The 17984-nt window shown below is 44.0% G+C and carries 16 protein-coding genes; 15 read left to right on the top strand and 1 reads right to left on the bottom strand.

Annotated elements, in window-relative coordinates:
- The 12 genes from KAH81_02065 (at window position 1) to KAH81_02010 (ending at window position 11084) form a co-directional block, all read left to right on the top strand.
- The gene (locus KAH81_02065) at window positions 1-1014 is read left to right on the top strand and encodes an ornithine carbamoyltransferase (GenBank protein MCK5832433.1); all 1014 of its coding nucleotides are present in this window, start codon (window positions 1-3) and stop codon (window positions 1012-1014) included.
- Window positions 1008-2192 carry a threonine synthase gene (thrC, locus tag KAH81_02060; GenBank protein ID MCK5832432.1) on the top strand — a complete coding sequence of 395 codons (1185 nt, stop codon included), beginning with the start codon at window positions 1008-1010 and terminating at the stop codon, window positions 2190-2192. Before KAH81_02065 ends, thrC begins: the two co-directional genes overlap by 7 nt.
- Window positions 2189-2755: a nucleotidyltransferase family protein gene (locus KAH81_02055; GenBank protein MCK5832431.1), complete on the top strand. Its 567-nt coding sequence runs from the start codon at window positions 2189-2191 to the stop codon at window positions 2753-2755. Before thrC ends, KAH81_02055 begins: the two co-directional genes overlap by 4 nt.
- Window positions 2748-4886 carry a xanthine dehydrogenase family protein gene (locus KAH81_02050; protein ID MCK5832430.1) on the top strand — a complete coding sequence of 713 codons (2139 nt, stop codon included), beginning with the start codon at window positions 2748-2750 and terminating at the stop codon, window positions 4884-4886. The genes KAH81_02055 and KAH81_02050 overlap by 8 nt, the downstream gene beginning before the upstream one ends.
- Window positions 4876-5349: a (2Fe-2S)-binding protein gene (locus tag KAH81_02045; protein MCK5832429.1), complete on the top strand. Its 474-nt coding sequence runs from the start codon at window positions 4876-4878 to the stop codon at window positions 5347-5349. Before KAH81_02050 ends, KAH81_02045 begins: the two co-directional genes overlap by 11 nt.
- Window positions 5340-6182 carry an FAD binding domain-containing protein gene (locus tag KAH81_02040; GenBank protein ID MCK5832428.1) on the top strand — a complete coding sequence of 281 codons (843 nt, stop codon included), beginning with the start codon at window positions 5340-5342 and terminating at the stop codon, window positions 6180-6182. The genes KAH81_02045 and KAH81_02040 overlap by 10 nt, the downstream gene beginning before the upstream one ends.
- Window positions 6179-6814 carry a hypothetical protein gene (locus KAH81_02035; GenBank protein ID MCK5832427.1) on the top strand — a complete coding sequence of 212 codons (636 nt, stop codon included), beginning with the start codon at window positions 6179-6181 and terminating at the stop codon, window positions 6812-6814. The genes KAH81_02040 and KAH81_02035 overlap by 4 nt, the downstream gene beginning before the upstream one ends.
- A 120-nt stretch (window positions 6815-6934) precedes the next feature.
- Complete coding sequence (locus tag KAH81_02030; protein ID MCK5832426.1) at window positions 6935-7672, top strand: DUF364 domain-containing protein; 738 nt, start codon at window positions 6935-6937, stop codon at window positions 7670-7672.
- Window positions 7650-8459 (top strand): XdhC family protein, encoded by an 810-nt coding sequence (locus tag KAH81_02025; GenBank protein ID MCK5832425.1) that lies wholly within the window; start codon window positions 7650-7652, stop codon window positions 8457-8459. The genes KAH81_02030 and KAH81_02025 overlap by 23 nt, the downstream gene beginning before the upstream one ends.
- Window positions 8456-8956, top strand: coding sequence for a hypothetical protein (locus KAH81_02020; protein ID MCK5832424.1), 501 nt, complete (start codon window positions 8456-8458; stop codon window positions 8954-8956). Before KAH81_02025 ends, KAH81_02020 begins: the two co-directional genes overlap by 4 nt.
- A complete protein-coding gene (locus KAH81_02015) occupies window positions 8934-10385 on the top strand; it encodes a pyridoxal-phosphate dependent enzyme (protein MCK5832423.1) in 1452 nt (483 codons plus the stop codon). The genes KAH81_02020 and KAH81_02015 overlap by 23 nt, the downstream gene beginning before the upstream one ends.
- 207 nt (window positions 10386-10592) lie before the next feature.
- Window positions 10593-11084: an asparaginase gene (locus tag KAH81_02010; GenBank protein ID MCK5832422.1), complete on the top strand. Its 492-nt coding sequence runs from the start codon at window positions 10593-10595 to the stop codon at window positions 11082-11084.
- Between the two features lie 86 nt (window positions 11085-11170).
- Here KAH81_02010 and KAH81_02005 read toward each other — a convergent pair whose 3' ends face one another.
- Window positions 11171-11710, bottom strand: a complete 540-nt coding sequence (locus KAH81_02005) for an HD domain-containing protein (protein MCK5832421.1) — start codon at window positions 11708-11710, stop codon at window positions 11171-11173.
- 540 nt (window positions 11711-12250) lie between these two features.
- Here KAH81_02005 and KAH81_02000 point away from each other — a divergent pair.
- The 3 genes from KAH81_02000 to KAH81_01990 all read left to right on the top strand — a co-directional run.
- Window positions 12251-14701: a leucine--tRNA ligase gene (locus KAH81_02000; GenBank protein MCK5832420.1), complete on the top strand. Its 2451-nt coding sequence runs from the start codon at window positions 12251-12253 to the stop codon at window positions 14699-14701.
- A gap of 820 nt (window positions 14702-15521) precedes the next feature.
- On the top strand, window positions 15522-16943 hold the full coding sequence (locus KAH81_01995) for a hypothetical protein (GenBank protein MCK5832419.1): 1422 nt from the start codon (window positions 15522-15524) through the stop codon (window positions 16941-16943).
- 708 nt (window positions 16944-17651) lie between these two features.
- A partial coding sequence (locus tag KAH81_01990) for a DUF2089 domain-containing protein (protein MCK5832418.1) occupies window positions 17652-17984 on the top strand: 333 nt, incomplete at its 3' end.

The following is a 17984-nucleotide window of genomic DNA, read 5'->3' as shown; positions in this document are numbered from 1 at the left end:
ATGAGCGAACTTGTAGGAAAACACCTGATTACTTTCGATAACTGGTCGAAAGACGAAATAGAAGAAACGCTTTCTCTCTCTATGGAATTGAAAGAACTCCGTAAAAAGGGTGTAATCACGGATTACATTAAGAATAAAACCCTTTTCATGATCTTTTTCGAGCAATCCACTCGGACGCGAAATTCTATGGAAGCTGCGATGACCCAGTTGGGCGGACATGCGCATGACTTGAATGCAGATAAGATGCAAATATCACATGGTGAAACCGCTCGCGACACAGGACAGGTGCTCTCGCGAATGGGCGAGGCCATTGCGATACGAAACTGCTTTTATGGTATCGGGAATAAATACCTTTCGGAAATTGCCGCAGAATCTAGCGTGCCACTTATCTCGATGCAGGATGACATCTATCACCCACTTCAGGCTATCGCCGATTTGTTGACGATTAAGGAAAAATTTGGCGAAAACCTGTCTGGCCTGAAGGTCGCTGTTACTTGGGCTTATGCAACATCACACGCCAAACCACTGTCAGTCCCACAATCACAGGCGTTGCTCTTTCCGCGCTTCGGCATGGATGTCGCAATCGCAAATCCTCCAGAATTTCCATTAATGGAAGATATTCTGAAAAGATCGGCAAATAACGCAAGCGAGAATGGCGGTAAGATCACAGTTTATAATGACATGGAGGAAGCCATACGAGACGCGGATGTAGTTATTCCCAAGAATTGGGGAGGTTTCGGTGGTTTTGACGAATATATCGACGATGATAAACATTCTAAAGCTATGAAGGCAAATCTCGAGCGACACAAGGATTGGATATGCGATGCTAAACGCTTCTCTCTGGCAAGGCCTGATGCTAAGGTCATGCACGCGCTTCCGGCCGATAGGGGCAAGGAAGTTACCGACGATGTTCTAGATAGTGTTAATTCAATTATATACGATGAAGCGGAGAATCGTCTTCATACTTCGAAAGCTATTCTCACACTTACTATGGGAAAGGTGACCGGATTTTAGAAGCAAAATATATATGTTCAGAGTGCGGCAAGGAATTCCCAATAACTTCTGAGAATATGGTTTGCGATTTATGTTCGCGAGAGCAATTGCCTAACAAACCATTAAAGGGCATTCTCGATGTCAAAATGGTTTTCCCCAAGGCTTTTTCAGCAAAGTCTATTTGGGATTTTCTTCCTATAGAAAGCGCTTTTTTGCCGGAGATACCTGTCGGAGACACGCCGCTTTGGCAGCCATCTATTTTAAATGAGGAAACAGGTTTTGAGAGACTATTTTTAAAAAACGATTCGCTCAATCCTACCGGTTCTTTAAAGGACCGAGCTTCATATCTGGTCGCTGGTTTCGCGCGTAAATTTGGATTAAAAGATATTTCGGTTGCCTCGACTGGTAATGCTGGTTCTTCGATGGCGGGTATAGGCGCTTCGGCAGGCCTTTCAGTAACCGTTTTTGTGCCGAAAAAGGCCCCCGAGGCCAAGTTAGTCCAGGCGCTTCAATATGGTGCGCGCGTCATTCGAGTCGATGGCAATTATGATCGAGCTTTCGAGCTCTCACTCGAGTATTCTCGTATTACAGGCTCTCTTTGCAGAAACACTGCATTCAATCCTATGACTATCGAAGGCAAGAAGACGGTGGCTATTGAATGTTTCTTTCAATTAGGACGCGCGCCCGATGTGCTTTTCGTGCCGGTAGGCGATGGTGTTATCTTATCGGGTGTTTACAAGGGCTTCGAAGACTTAATATCTTGCGGCATAATGAACAAAATGCCAATGATATACGCTATTCAAGCCGAGGGTAGCGATGCTATTAGCCGCGCATCAGAAAGCGGCGATTTTGATGAGTTTAAACCTTCGACAACCGTCGCCGATTCTATTTGCGTCGATGCTCCGCGCGCGGGATTGCGCGCGCTTTCATATCTGATAAAACACAGGGGTGTTTGTGTTCGTGTTTCCGATGAAGAGATACTCTCTGCACAGCATGAATTGGCTAGGAAAACAGGAGTATTCGCCGAACCGGCAGCATCGGCGTCATTTGCGGGGTTCCTTAAAATCAAAGATCGATTGGATAAATCGGAAACCGTTGTTCTGCTTATTACAGGTAACGGTCTTAAAGATATAGATTCGGCACAGAGAATAGTCGAATTCGGCATAGAGCCGATTACTAGCATCGAGGAGATAGTTTGAGTGTGGATTCCGTAATACTGGCTGCAGGTTATTCGAGCCGGATGGGAGCGTTCAAACCGGGTCTCGATTTGGGTGGCAAGCCGGTTATAATAAGAACTATCGAGTCTGTAGCTTCTCTGGCGGATAGAATTATTCTTGTTGGAGGATACAATTTTAAAGAATTGACCCAGTTGGTTTGTGATATACCAAAAGTTGAGCTTATTTGTAATACCAAATTTGAAATGGGTATGTTCACATCTGTGAAGATTGGAATAGCGGAAGTCTCCGCTGAGAGATTTTTCCTATTGCCCGGGGATATTCCCTCGGTAAAATCTTCGACGATGTTAAATATGCTCGAACATAAAGATAAAATAATCATACCAAAATACCATGGCAGAAAAGGCCATCCGGTTCTATTTGATTCAAGCTTGATTTCGGATATACTTGCCGAATCTGACGAATCGAATCTTCGAGTCTTTATACATAAAAAATCTCCTTTTTTCATCGAAGTGGAAGATGGAGGAATATTAATAGATATCGATTCGCCCTTGGATTATGAAAAACTAAGAAGAAATTATGGGTAATATCAGTCAGCCAATTATTCGCGTCGATGCGCTCGATAAATGTGCCGGAAAAGCCAAATATATAGCCGATTATCGGTTAGATGGAATGATCGAGGCTGTAACCGTTCGATCGACACGCCCACGCGCAAGAATATTGAATATCACTGTTCCCGATTTGCCCGAGGGATATTATATTGTTGACAAGGATGATGTGCTCTCGAAGAACCGCGTGCGAATGCTAATCTATGACCAGCCTTTTTTTGCCGATGGTGTAGTCAATTATATCGGAGAACCGATAATGCTCGTCGTTGGACCAGATAGAGAGGTTTTGGCAGAAATTGCTTCGCAGGTGGTCATAAACTACGAGGATATAGATCCAATTTTCACGCTGGAGGATGCTCTATCCGGTGAAAAGCCACCCATATTCGGTGAAGATAATCTATTTGCCGATTATATTTGCGGTGTGGGAGATGTCCAATCCGTTTTTGAAGGAGCTGCAAGGATAGTTGAGGGGGAATATCGCACTGGCTATCAGGAGCAGATGTATATCGAAACCAACGGTGTAATTGGTATCTTTGAAAACGATCGGATTACAGTCCATGGTTCGATGCAATGCCCTTATTACGTTAAGAACGCCCTTGCAGAGGCTTTTGGCTGGGACGGCTCTCGAATTCAAGTAATTCAATCGACAACGGGTGGGGCGTTTGGAGGCAAGGAGGAGTATCCATCGATATTAGCTGGGCAGGCAGCGTTTGCGGCATACAAGACGGGGAAACCTGTTCGTCTTATCCTCGAACGAACCGAAGATATCAATGTAACCACCAAGCGCCATCCATCTATCATTAAATACCGCACTGCTCATGATTCACGGGGTGATATCCTAGCGATGGACATAGAAGTTAGCTTCGACGGCGGGGCTTATGCCGGCCTCTCTGACGTCGTTCTTCAGCGTGGTCTTTTTACCTCGACCGGTGTTTATAACATCCCCAATGTTCGCATCCGAGGATGCGCTTATGCTACGAATACAGTGCCTTGCGGTGCATTCCGGGGTTTCGGAGCTCCTCAAACGCTTTTTGCACTAGAGATGCACATGGCGAAGATAGCTCTCGAATTCGATATAGAGCCTTCTGAGTTTAAAAAAAGGTATTGCCTAAAAAAGGGTGATAAAACCTGCACCGGGGGGATAATCCATGGTGAAACAAAAATCACCGAAATGATGGATAAGGCGATTGAAATGTCCGGTTATCAAATTAAGAAGGAAGAATTTTCGGGTGATAAGGGTAGATTTAGGCGTGGTATTGGTTTATCGAATCTCATTCATGGTTGCGGATTCACAGGTATGGGCGAACAGATTATTAGCGGTGTAGCCACACTCCAAAGAACTCCTGATGGCAAGGTCGAGATACTTATCTCGAATACAGAGATGGGTCAGGGTGAGGCTACGACCATGCGCAAAATAGTTGCTGGAACATTGAAATTACCAATCGAGGATATTATCTGTATTAATCCGGACACAGATCGCGTGCCGGATACTGGCCCCACTGTTGCTTCACGGACAACCATGATAGCTGGAGGACTTCTCGAAAAAGCCGCCCTCGAGCTCAAAGAAAAATGGACTCAGGGCGAGACTGTCGAAATTTCAAAAACATATAAACACCCTGCATGGGTAAATTGGGACCAAAAAACTCTTTCTGGCGATGCCTATCCCGAATACTCGTGGGGGGTCAATGTGGTCGAGGTTGTAGTCGATACTGTCACTTTTGAGATTGAACTGAAGAAAGTATGGGCGGTATTCGATGTAGGGGTCGCTATAGACGAAAGAATGATGCGAGGCCAGATAGACGGCGGAATATTACAGGGTCTCGGTTATGGTTCGATAGAGGTAATGCGCGCTATTAATGGAAAACTTCATCAAGGATGCGTCACGGATTACATGATCCCTACAGCGCTTGATGCACCACCAATAGAAAGCGTGCTTATCGAAAACCCATATGAAATGGGGCCTTTTGGAGCAAAGTGTGCCGGAGAGCTCACATTGGTTGGCGGTGCTCCTGCTCTTGCCCTTGCTCTCTCAGATGCACTTGATATTGATATCGACGAAATTCCGGTTACACCGGAGAAACTTATGAGAAAGTTTATTCATGAAATTTAGGTTTATACTCAATGGCGCTGAAACTACGGTCGAATGTGATCCAATGCGTCGCCTTCTCGATGTTCTTCGCGAGGATCTTAATCTCACTGCTTCAAAAGAAGGTTGTGGTGAGGGTGAATGTGGCGCATGTTCGGTATTGCTTAACGGAAAAAATGTCAATTCATGCCTTATTCCGATCAGTGCTGTCGAGGGCGAGGAGATTGTTACTATCGAGGGGCTTAGAAACAGCGAAGAGTTTAAGCTTATATCGAATTGTTTTGCGGAGGCTGGTGCGGTGCAATGTGGTTTTTGCACACCGGGGATGATAATTTCGACTGTCGCTCTTCTCCGAAAGAACGCAAAGCCCACTCGATACGAGATACGAGAGTGGCTATCTGGTAATCTCTGCCGTTGCACCGGCATGAACATGATAATAGAAGCGGTTCAAATGGCCTCTGTGAAGGGAGGCTTAATATGGCGATAGTATTCAGACCGAAAGATTTAGACGAAGCACTGAGAATACGATACGACAAGGCCGCAATTCCGTTTGCAGGTGGCACTGACCTTATGGTCAAGCACAAGCAGTGCCTTTGTTCCCTTCCAAGCTTCGATAAGCCGGTCTTGCATATTGGGCATCTAAAAGAGCTTCGTGTCGTGACCTCCGATAATGAGAATATCTATTTTGGAGGAGCATGCACTCTTACCGAGATACTAGAACATAAACTTACGCCCAAGCTCTTGAAAATGGCTATCTCACGGATGGCTTCTGTCGCGACGCGTAATATAGCGACCATAGGAGGAAATATTTGTAACGCCTCTCCAGCAGGTGACACACTTCCACCACTCTATGTCTTGGACGCGAAACTCCACCTGATAAGCGCTTCCGATGAACGCATTCTTCCCATCGGGGATTTCATTATTGGTCCCTGCCTTGTTGATCTCAAGGATGACGAAATATTAGAAGCGGTAATTATACCAAAAGTAAATTTTGATTGCATTTCATATCATAAAGCTGGCACAAGGCGTGCAACTGCACTATCTAAGTTGTCATTTGTGGGATTGGCCCGAGTTTGCGAAGAGCATATAGAAGATATACGCATTGCCTTTGGTGCTGTGGCACCGAAAGTAGTCCGCTCTAGAGAGACCGAGCTTACTATCATTGGTGCAGATGCTAAATCACTTGCTCTAATGGAAGATGAAATAATAAATTCTTATTCCCAAAAAATAAGACCTATAAATGACCAACGATCGACTGCAGAATACCGTAAAACAGTATGTCTAAGGCTTTTAAGAAATTATCTTAAGGAGTTAATATGATAAAAGAAAACAGAATTTTCCCTGTGATTTTTTGGGGCGCCCTTTGGGGAATAGCCGAGGCGACACTCGGTCTATTTTTTCATGCAATAAAACCTCTTGGGCCGTGGATTTCCGGTGCAGTGATGTTTCCTATTGGATTCTATTTTATGCATCTAGCTTTTACAAAGACGGGCAAAATACATTCAATGTTTGGAGTAGCTGTTATTGCTTCAGCAATAAAGCTCGTTAACCTCGTGGTGCCGGGATTATCCCCTGTTAGCACGATAAACCCGACTATTGCAATTATGCTAGAAGGGGCATCCGTAGCTTTGGTCTATAGATTTGTAGATATGAAAAAACCAGCGTTCGTTACTATTCCCGTATTGGTCATGAGTCTTGGATGGAGAGTGCTGTTTGTAGGCTATCTTGCTGTTGTAGCTTCCAATACTGGCCTACTCTCTGTTGGAACATGGAGTATTGCCAAATTTTTAGTAGTAGATATGATTCTGAATTCGCTTTTAATTAGTGCTTATTTGATTGTTTCGAGTAGAAAAGCTGAATTAGGAGGATCGAATATTAGAATTCAACCGGCTGTTTCTATTCTCACTCTAGTTTTAGCAGTGATTATCCAATTTGGGGTCAAGTTGATATAAGGCTTAGGTTTATGGGCGATCAGCTTAATTTCTAGAAAGCTGGATTACAGTCTGTAAAATACTTTTCCCGATATGGCGGGAAAAAAATAAGAATTATAAATCGATATTTAAAGAAGTAAAATGCCAATTCTTGAAGACCTTATAAAAACTATTTCTGATGAGCCTGTGGATGATATTATCATAGGTATATATGCAACCCTTATATGCGCTGGAGAGTGTGGGCTGTCCAGCACGCTTCGATATGGCATCCGACCTCACAGACCTGTCGAGGATTGCGGAGAATTGACGGGAAAATCGACTGGTCAACTGGCAAAATTCTTGTTTTCAGATTACCTCATCGAGGCAGGTATAGGTATGGCTGCGATTAACGCGTCTTTACCTCGAATAGACTCTAATACGCCTATTTTAAACGCAAAAAATCTGATATACAAGAAGGGTGTGGGGAAAATAGTTGCTTTAATTGGCCATTTTCCCTTTGTCGAGAATTCTCATGAATTCAAAGAATTAATGGTTTTCGAGAAATTTCCCACAGAGGGAGACCTTCGTGAGCAAGATATACCTTTTTTGCTAAATAAAGCCGATGTGGTCGCAATAACCGCGACATCTATACCAAACCACACCTTCGAGGATATTCTAACCCATTGTAAAGGTGGAAGTTATAAAATTGTTCTTGGCCCGACAACACCGCTTTCGCCTATTCTCTTCGATTATGGAATCGACGCTATTTCTGGTTCGATAGTAAGAGATCGAGTGCTGGTTAAGCGGCAAGTAAAAGAGGGGATATCATTCAAAAACATCGGTGGAACGGACAAGGTTACTTTATTTAAGGAAGATTATGCACGAAAATCCTTTGGATAAAGCACTTGAGTGCCGAAAATCAGGCGTCGAGTTTGTGATGATAACTGTAGTTTCCGCTAAAGGGTCTTCACCCGGTAAGCCTGGCGCAAGGCTTGTGGTGTCGCATGAGGTGTTGGTTGGAACAGTCGGCGGTGGCATGTTAGAGAAGGTAGCGATAGATAAGGCGCGCGAGACGCTTTCCACTAAAGAACATTCGTTAATTACATATAATTTGGACGACGAAGCCACAGAAGGCGCAAAATCCTTGGGCATGGCTTGCGGTGGTGAGGTAACGCTTTTCTTTGAATATTTTAAACCGGCGGAAAAGGTCTATGTATGGGGTGCAGGGCACATTGGGAAATTACTAGCGGAAATGTTATCCAGCCTTGGATTTGAATTAATTCTAATTGATGACAGACCGGAGATGAAGGAAACCATCAAAGCTGGATTTAGAATATTTATCGGCGATTTCGAAAGTGTGAATATTGGAGAGGTTATTACGGAAGGCTCTTTCCATGTTGTAGTGACCCACGCCCACGATCATGATTATAAGGTTCTAAATAGGATTTTCAGGGAATGCGATAATCCAAGATATGTTGGTCTCGTTTCGTCGAGAAAAAAGCGCGAGCTTATTCTCGGTAAACTTAAATCTGATTTAGGCGAAAAAGCCGATTTGTCATGTCTATACACACCGGCGGGTATTTACCTCGGTGGTGATACCCCAACGGAAATCGCTCTTTCAATAGTTGCGGAGATTCAGGTGGTTCGCAATTGTATCGAAGGCCAAAAACATCTTAGAGACCAATGATTACTATTTTTTCCGGAGACATAGATTCTGGTAAAACAACAGCGATGGCCGAATATTACGTTGCTCACGGTGGTGATGGATTTCTATCAATTAAGGTGTTCGAGGATGGCGACTTCATAGGCTATGATCTCAAACGCCTTTCTACCGGTGAAAAGACACCTTTTGCGAGATTGGCGGAATCAGCTCAGCAGTTCGGAGATTATATTTATGGTAGATTTCGTTTCTCGATAAAAGCCTTCGAGTCGGCTAAAAAGACACTTAGTTGGATAATTGAAAAGGATAAAACTCCGATATATTTGGACGAGATAGGTCCTATCGAACTTGCTGGTGGAGGATGGGACAAGATAATTCGAGTGCTTATCGATTCGGGAATCGATATAATAATGGCTATTCGGCGCGATTGTATCGAAAGCGTTATCGATAAATATTTATTGAAAAATGTAAGGATTGAATATCTTCCGATGGAGGAAAACAATGATAGATTTAACAATCGATGAAAAGCAGATAGAGCGTTCAGCTAAGCACTGCAAGGAGCGCGGAATATTACTTCCTACTTTTGCGCAGATGCGTGATCCCAGTCTTGTTCCGCAAAAGATCAAAGACGATCTTAAAACTGTTGGGCTTTGGGATATACATCCTCGCAATCTTTTTAGAATTACCTGGAAAAATGAGCCTGTTAAGACCGGTGGTGGCTATAGTGGAGTCAATTATATGGAATTGCCGCAAGAACTTACAGGTGTTCGCGCGCGCATAATAGCGCTTGTTGGTAAGTGGTTTCCCACCGGCGCACACAAGGTTGGTGCGACTTATGGATGTATTGCTCCTAGGCTTGTTACAGGCCAGTTCGAACCCACGAAACAAAAAGCGGTGTGGCCTTCTACTGGGAATTATTGCCGAGGGGGTGCTTATGTTTCCTCGCTACTTGCATGTGAATCAATCGCTATTCTTCCCGAGGAGATGTCGCAAGAACGCTTCGAGTGGCTGAAAATTGTGGCAGGTGAGATCATCGCTACTCCCGGATGTGAGAGCAATGTAAAAGAAATTTTTGATAAATGCTGGGAGCTAAAAAAAGTGCGCGATGACATCGTTATTTTCAATCAATTCGATGAATTCGGGAACCACCTTTGGCACTACTATGTTACTGGTAGTGCAATGGAGGAGGTTTTGCAGAAGGAACTGGGTGAACATGGGCGATTTGCCGGCTTGGTCTCTAACTCCGGCTCGGCAGGCACACTTGGGTGTGGCGATTATCTTAAAGAAGTATATCCAAACTCGAAAATTGCTGTGGGTGAAGCCCTCCAATGCCCGACACTCTTGAATAATGGTTTCGGAGGCCACCGCATAGAAGGTATCGGCGATAAGCATGTGCCATGGATACACAATGTTCGCAATTCGGATATGGTCATTGATATCGATGATGAACATACCATACGCCTTATGCGGCTTTTCAACGAATCAGCCGGAAAAGACTTCATTGTAAAACAAGGTGTGCCGGAAGATATTGTCGCAAACCTCGATCTTCTCGGGATTTCGTCGATTGCAAATGTTATCGGGGCCATAAAGATGGCTAAATATTATGAACTCGACGAAAACGATGTTGTGATAACAGTTTTCACTGATTCGATGGAGCTTTACAACTCTCGTATGGCCGAACTCAAAATAAAAAAACCCGAATATACCGAGGTGGATGCTTCGCGTGATTTCGGTCTCTTGCAAGATATTGGAATCGATTGGCTTAAAGAGTTGACCTATTCCGAAAAGAAGCGAATTCATAATTTGAAATATTATACATGGATTGAGCAACAGAATCGTGAGCTTTCAGAGCTTAATGCACAATGGTATGACCACGATTATTGGAACAGAATACACAATATGGTCGATGATATCGATAGCGTAATAACAGATTTCAATAAAAGGCTGATGTAAAACCTAAAAATCAAGAAAACTGCGAAACTACAATTGCTGCCTAAGGAACAATCCGTCTCGAATTTAAAAGATTTCAATTGGGTTGTGAATTCCAGAAACAAGATAATATGAATATCTTTGTTTTTGGTGTAAAATTCCCTTGAATTATTCTTTCAAATTCATATATGAATCTCAATCTATCAAATTCAAGGTAGCAAAGGTAAAACAATGAAGATAAGAATTATTATTACAGGCGGGACTTTCGACAAGCATTACGATGAGTTAAAAGGAGAACTAACCTTTAAAGATTCCCACCTTCCAGAAATACTAAAATATGTTCGATGCACTGTCCCAATTGAGATCGAGATCAATCAATTATTGGATAGCCTTCAATTCAAAGACTCTAACCGAATGAAGATACTCGAATCGTGCAGGTGGTCAGATGAAGAAAAATTAATTATTACTCATGGCACCGATACCATGTCTGAAACTGCGGAACTTATAGGTAAAGCTAATCTCGAGAAGACAATTGTTATCACCGGTTCGATGGTGCCCTACAGTTTCAGCCAATCAGATGCGCTTTTCAATCTCGGATGCGCTGTAATGGCGATTCAACTGCTTCCGCCGGGTGTATTTATTGTTATGAACGGCAGGGTGTTTAAATGGGATAATGTCAAGAAAAACAAGGAACTTGGTGTGTTTCAAGAGGTTGCTGTATAGCCTTAAATTTAAACCTTAATAAGGAGGGCGGGTTTTAGTCTTAAACCCGCCTTCCTTATGTCTGAATCAATTCTTAATAAAGAAGGTCATGCCAATTCTACTTCCTGAAGCGAATTGAAATTTGTGAAATCGGCTTTGTTTATGGCGATTGCCTCGAGGCTTCGCCACCCGCCGTCGCCTTCGTGGGCATGGACCGCAATACAATGGCATATCTCGGGGGGAAGTCCCATTTTATATGCAAAAGCGCAGCCACTGAATGGATGTCTTAAGAATTTACCAATTTGGGATTTGACATATTTGCCGTTTTCAAATTTATATTCGAGAAATTTGCCAACATCGTGGAGAATGCCGCCAGCGATTAGAACATCGCGGTCGAATTTGTAACCATCATAGGCTTCAGCCATGCGTTCCGCGTTTTCAAGAGCCATCAGTGTAACTTGTTTTGTGTGCTCGATCAGCGAGACTTTTGTTTTGGGAATTAGCAGAGTAAAAGGTATATCGAGCGCTTGCTTCTCTGTCCATCCTGCCGTCTGGATGGCTGATTCCATGGTTTTGCGGACTTTCTCACGCAGCGCCGCGTCTGATATTTCCTCGATGATCGATAATTTTTGCCAAAGTTTTTTCATTTATTACCTCCAGTCTAGTTAAGCAAAATAATATAGATTGTAAGATTGAGGTCAAGGTGAATATAAGAGTTCTTTTATTTACAGGGGGATCTATATTGAGGTAGGTTAGAATCATTATATCGTTATAGGGCTATTATAGCAACATAAAAGAGATGACGATATTATCATCCGGAGTTTTGAACTTGTATACTTGAATATAATATTGGCTTTATTAAGAATTAGTGCTGCGTTGCAATAAGTGGGTCTCTAATGAGGCCTAATGAGTTGGTTACAAATGAGTTGCAAAGAATTTCTTAGCCCTTAATCTTTCTTCGATTTGTGGTTGCCAAAATCCCTTGACGAATGACAATTTGATAACTATATTTTCCGCCAAGAAGAAGAGACCAATAATTATGGAGGTGCTACCGGTGGCCATTATATCGGCCAACCGAGGCCTTTAATCATAATCCTTCGAATCAGGCAAACTATTTATGTTTGCTTTTTCAGAATCTGTTTTTTTAATAGAAAAAATATTATTGAGTTAAAACGAAGGAAGGAATCATGCCTTTCGAAGATATAGAAAAAAAATGGCAAACCCGATGGCGCGAAGCCGAGGTTTTTAAAACCCCGGAAAATCCCGGTGAGGATAAGTTCTATCTATTGGAGATGTTTGCATACCCAAGCGGGGATGTTCACATGGGGCACTTCCGTAATTACTCTATTGGTGATTTGGTCTGGCGGTATATGCGTATGCGCGGCAAAAAAATGCTCCATCCTTTTGGTTGGGATTCTTTCGGACTACCCGCCGAACAAGCCGCCATAAAACGAGGAGTTCATCCGGGCGAATGGACTGAGAGAAATATTGCTACCGGAAAGAGCACGCTTCAAGCGCTCGGTGTTTCATTCGATTGGGAGCGCGAGATAGCCACTAGCAGACCTGAATACTATAAATGGACACAATGGGTGTTTGTTCAGCTATATAAAAGGGGCCTCGCATATCAAAAAGAGGCCATGGTGAATTGGTGCCCGGAATGTAACACCGTTCTGGCGAACGAACAGGTTACTGGCGGATGTTGCTGGCGCCATGAGAACACACCGGTTCAACGGAAATCGCTCAAGCAGTGGTTTTTCAAAATTACAGACTATGCTCAGCGATTGCTCGATGATCTCGACAAACTCGAACATTGGTCGGACACACTCAAGGGTATTCAGCGATATTGGATAGGTCGTTCAGAAGGCGCAAATGTTTTATTTTCAGTGGTTGAAACCGGCGATGACCTTCCGGTGTTCACTACTCGACCGGACACAGTCTATGGCGTAACCTTTATGGCAATTGCGCCAGAGGCTGAACTTATGAAAAAACTCGTCGGCATCTGCCCGAACCGCGAGGCCGTCGAGGAGTATATTCAAAAAACAGCTTTGAAGAGCGAGATCGAACGCATGGCCGAAGACCGCGAGAAGGACGGCGTTTTCACCGGCCTTCATGTGCACAATCCCTTCAACGGCGACAATGTGCCGCTGTTTGTCGCGGATTATGTGCTCGCGGGCTACGGTTCTGGTGCGGTGATGGCAGTCCCGGCGCACGACCAGCGCGATTTCGAATTTGCCAAGAAATATGATATAAAGATCGAGGTAGTCATCAACCCGAAGGGCGTAAACCTCGACCCCGGTGCGATGACCGAGGCGTTCACCGAACCGGGTTTTATTGTCAATTCGGCGCAGTTCAACGGGATGGAGTCGCTCGAAGCCAAGAAGCGCATTGTCGAGTTTGGTGCGGTGGAGCATCACGCAGAACCAACGATACAGTTCCGGCTTCGCGACTGGCTTATAAGTAGGCAACGATATTGGGGCGCGCCTATCCCGGTTGTCCATTGCGAGAAATGCGGGATAGTGCCGGTTCCGGAGGAAGACTTGCCGGTTATATTACCTCATGTCGAGGATTTTCTTCCAAGAGGAAGAAGCCCTCTGTCCGATGTTCCAGAGTTTATGAATACAACCTGCCCGGTCTGCGGAGGCCCCGCGCGCCGCGACCCTGATACCATGGACACCTATGTTTGTAGCAGTTGGTATGAACTACGCTATCTCGATCCTAATAACGATAGCGCTGCCTTTTCGGTCGAAGAAGCCAAGAAATGGTTCCCGGTTGATTTATACATAGGCGGTATCGAGCATGCAACCAGCCATCTTCTGTATTTTCGTTGGATTACAAAGGTTCTTTTCGATATGGGGCTTCTGCCGGTGGATGAACCGGTGGTGAAAATGTTCAACCACGGTATGGTCTGCGACGAGCAAGGCGACAAGATGTCCAAATCCAAGGGCAATGTGATTAGCCCGATCGAGATTGCGGATAAGCACGGTGTCGATGTTTCGCGCACGGCGATGTTCTTTTTCGCGCCTCCGGGGCACGAGATATCGTGGAATGAGGATGGCATGAAAGGGGCAGAGCGCTTCCTTCGCCGAATTGATTCGCTCGTCAGTGGTAACATAGACAAGAGCGCGGTTGCCGATTCGGTCGATGGTTTGAACGAGCGAGATATGGAGCTTTATAAAACTCTTCATCGCACAATAAAGGCCGTCACAGATGACATAGAAGGGATGTCCTACAACACCGCCATCGCGCGCCTTATGGAGTTCATCAATATCGTTTCGCCTGAAGATATGGCCGGTTCGCGCATCGCGTATTCGATAGCCGACAGCCTAGCGCGCATGATCGCGCCGTTTGCGCCGCACCTTGCGGAGGAACTCAATGAGCGTCTCGGATATGACGAGTTTATTGTCGAAAGGCAATGGCCGACCTGGGATGAATCGGTTATCGCGCTTGACACGGTGGAGATAGGCGTTCAGGTAAGCGGTAAACTCCGAGGCACAATAAATATCTCGCCCGATGCCGATCAGGACACGGCGATTAAATCAGCGATGGAGGTTGCTAATGTTCAACGCAATCTTGAAGGCAAAAAGATACTTAAGGTGATCTATGTAAAAGGCCGAATATTGAACATAATCGCGAAATAAACAAATAAGCGGCCTCCGGATGGAGGCCGCTTTTTTTATAACACCCAGCATTTTTCGCACTCTCGCTTCATTTTGTGTGGCTGCCCCGGTTGCACTGGTTTGATGCATTGCGTCATTCTTATGTTATTCCCGATTTCGATTGGGAATCCAGTCGGAGGGGACAGGCTTCCAAGTATCGGTAGGAAAATTGTCGTAAAAAAATTCCCGGATTCTACGAAACACCCATTGCACGGGCCGACATATGCGTCTGCCTACAATGCCCGAATTCCTCTCCCTCCCTTGGTTCCGGCGTTTATCTCGTTCGCGCAACGGGCGGGGTTAACAATATCACGAAACGAATCCTTTATCTAAAATAGGAGCGCAAACGGATGAAAATGGAGCGATCAATATTTAGTGAAATGTGCGATGGGTCACGCCATGCCAAAAGACAGCTTATGTTTTAGTAAAATCCTCTTGTGTTTGGGTAATGAATGCTATAGATTGCTTTTTAGGATGTTTAAGGTGAACGGAAATACGACAGATTTAGCCCTTGCCGACAGCATGCCGAAGGAGCAAAAGGCGCGCCGGTGAGTCGCCTTTTTTTATGGTGCAATAAAGGGACGCGGAAACGCGGAAGCCCACATAGGTGCTTCCCTACTTATACCGACCGGTCGTTAAGTAGCCGAAGGCGTGTCAAAACGAAAAATTTAGGGATTTTTCTTCGCTCCCAGACTCCTGTATGGAGGCGCTCTTTTTATCGCTTTGCGTCATATTTGACGCAAAGCGATGGAAGAGGGTTTCAATGGCAACCGAGCGAATAAGATAATGAAAGGATGATGATTTGGAGACTTTTTCTCATAAACAGAAGCTATTGCTTTTCATCATATTTCTATCGCTATTTTCTCTTTATAACCTAGCGAGTATCGGGTTTCCATGCGACGACACCTGGATTCACATGCAAACAGCGCGTAATTTTGCGCGCTACGGCGTCCTGTCGTTCAATGTGGAACTCCCGACCTACTCGAGCACCTCGCCCTTATGGTCTCTCCTTTTAGGTTCGATAGGTTATTTAACCGGCCTGGATTTTCTATGGATAGGACGAATTTTAAGCTGGCTTTGCGGTGTTTTTGCAATAATACTTTTATCAAAATTAATCCGCAAGCGAGGCGATGATTACGCAATGGTAATCGGGCTGGCTTTGCTTTCGGGGGATGTTTATTTCTCCTACAATATGGCCATGGAGATGAGCCTTTTCCTTTTACTAACGGCTTCGCTTTTCCTTGTCCACAGGGCGGAAATAGAGAGGAAGCGGCTTCCTATCGCGTCTGGTATTTTAATGGCTCTGACGGCATTGACACGGCCAGAAGGGATTCCCTTAATTTTATTGTTTGTCGTTCATAGAGTGTGGCGAGAAAGAAGTTTGAAGGGCTTATTGGCATTGTTGGTTGCGCTTCTTGTTTATTCTCCATGGATAGTCTATGCGCAAAAAACATATGGCACTATCGTTCCTATTACAATAATCGCAAAATCATCCGCAAATTGGCCGCTTTCCAGAATAATTCATCATCGCATAAGGTTGATATTTATGATCTTACGCGGCTTTTTAATACCGATTGTTATCTCTTTAGGTGGGATTTTTATCGCATATAAAGAAAAAAGGCTAGGTAACGCTTTTATGAAGCGCGATTTGGAAATAGCTTGGGTGTTGGGTATGCTAGCTTTTTATTTTCTCGGCCTGAAAGAGTGGAATTTTTCCAGTAGATATACTGTAACCTACGGGCCTTTTATCGCGGTACTAGGAGCTTGGAGTGCGTCGGTAATCTTGAAATATCTGGGTAGATGTTCAAAACGAAATGTGATTTTGTTAATCACAATAATCTCAATCCTACTTCTTGCATTGCAGACTGCGGCTTATATAACGAGAACCATTCGTCGAAGCAAGATTGACTCAAATCTTGACAGAATGGTCGCATATGTGGACAAGAATACACCCGACGATGCAACTATAGAGATAGGCCGCATTGGACTGGCGGGATATGTTACCGATAGGAAAATCATCGATCCGGCTGGTATAGCCACGCGTGAGGGTTTGGAGGTTAGAAGCGGCAAGATAAGTCGCAGTGAATTCGATGTAATGATGCACCCTGATTATAGCATACGCGCGGGCGAACATGAAATCCCGCCACAATCCAAATTGATATATGTCGAGGATTCGGCGGAATCGGCTCCGCCGGTTTATTTATACAAACACAACTGGGATTAGTTTTTCTTCGCTCCCAAACTCCTGCATGGAGGCGCTCTTTTTATTGCTTTGCGTCATATTTGACGCGAAGCGTCGGGAGAGGGTTTCAACGGCAACCGAGGCCTGTAAAGGACATTAGAGCGCAAATTGAAGAATATGTATGGGTTCCAAACGGATGAATCGTGTAGGGCGTTCCTTAAATTCTGGTTCAATGTCCATTCAATGAAAGCAAGTAAGTAGATAATATGTCAACTAACTACAAACAAATAGACCCATTTATTGCTACGCTACCACAGTTCCAAAGAGTGCAATAATCAGCAACAGCCAGTTTCAAAGAATTTTGTCTTCTTTTTATATACTTAATATAGTGATTAGTATTACTTTCCAGTGTTCTTCAAAAGGGCGGCGTCGCGTTTAGCTTTATCGGAAAGCTAGCTTTCCGATAAAGCTAAAGTTCGGCAGGCCGGAGCGAGATATTGCAATTTGTATTAAATGATTAATCGGCCTGCCGTTGGCAGAATGATTATATCATTCTGCGCGATGCCGCCCGAGAAGGGGTATTTGAGATTAAAAGCAGTGCAACTTATGACCACATGGTCATAAGTTGCTGTATATTAATAAAATACAGCTTAATCTTAATATATTTAATATAAATATTAATATATTTAAAAAAAGACTTGAAATAATTAAAATGATGATTATGTTTAATTCAAATGAAAGAGGTTTATTATGGAACTGAAAAAACTAAAAGGGTGCCCATCTTGTAATGGCGAGGTAATTGTCACAGAATACTATTGTCCTAAATGTGATATTACTGTTCGCGGTAAATTTGAGGCGGGACCTTTTGATAATTTGAATCGAGAGCAAGTAGGGATAGTGGGGGCTTTTTTGGCATCCGGAGGAAATATTAAGCAAATGGAGGCGCGCCTTGGACTTAGTTATCCGACAGTAAAAACCCGTCTTCGAGAGATAAATATCGCACTTGGCCTCGATGAGATACCTATCGAATCAAATGATAGGATTGATATCTTGAAAAACCTTGAAGAAGGCAAAATGGATGTT

This window comes from bacterium, assembly GCA_023145965.1.
Lineage (GTDB): Bacteria > UBP14 > UBA6098 > UBA6098 > UBA6098 > UBA6098.
This window is presented reverse-complemented; position numbering and strand designations above follow the sequence as displayed.

Bases quoted from the DNA above. Each gene is read 5' to 3' on its own strand.
- KAH81_02045 (MCK5832429.1), top strand. From the start codon at position 4,876: ATGAAATTTAGGTTTATACTCAATGGCGCTGAAACTACGGTCGAATGT.
- KAH81_02030 (MCK5832426.1), top strand. From the start codon at position 6,935: ATGCCAATTCTTGAAGACCTTATAAAAACTATTTCTGATGAGCCTGTG.
- KAH81_02020 (MCK5832424.1), top strand. From the start codon at position 8,456: ATGATTACTATTTTTTCCGGAGACATAGATTCTGGTAAAACAACAGCG.
- KAH81_02035 (MCK5832427.1), top strand. From the start codon at position 6,179: ATGATAAAAGAAAACAGAATTTTCCCTGTGATTTTTTGGGGCGCCCTT.
- KAH81_02010 (MCK5832422.1), top strand. From the start codon at position 10,593: ATGAAGATAAGAATTATTATTACAGGCGGGACTTTCGACAAGCATTAC.
- KAH81_02000 (MCK5832420.1), top strand. From the start codon at position 12,251: ATGCCTTTCGAAGATATAGAAAAAAAATGGCAAACCCGATGGCGCGAA.
- KAH81_02025 (MCK5832425.1), top strand. From the start codon at position 7,650: ATGCACGAAAATCCTTTGGATAAAGCACTTGAGTGCCGAAAATCAGGC.
- KAH81_02065 (MCK5832433.1), top strand. From the start codon at position 1: ATGAGCGAACTTGTAGGAAAACACCTGATTACTTTCGATAACTGGTCG.
- KAH81_02040 (MCK5832428.1), top strand. From the start codon at position 5,340: ATGGCGATAGTATTCAGACCGAAAGATTTAGACGAAGCACTGAGAATA.
- KAH81_02005 (MCK5832421.1), bottom strand. From the start codon at position 11,710: ATGAAAAAACTTTGGCAAAAATTATCGATCATCGAGGAAATATCAGAC.
- KAH81_02015 (MCK5832423.1), top strand. From the start codon at position 8,934: ATGATAGATTTAACAATCGATGAAAAGCAGATAGAGCGTTCAGCTAAG.
- KAH81_02050 (MCK5832430.1), top strand. From the start codon at position 2,748: ATGGGTAATATCAGTCAGCCAATTATTCGCGTCGATGCGCTCGATAAA.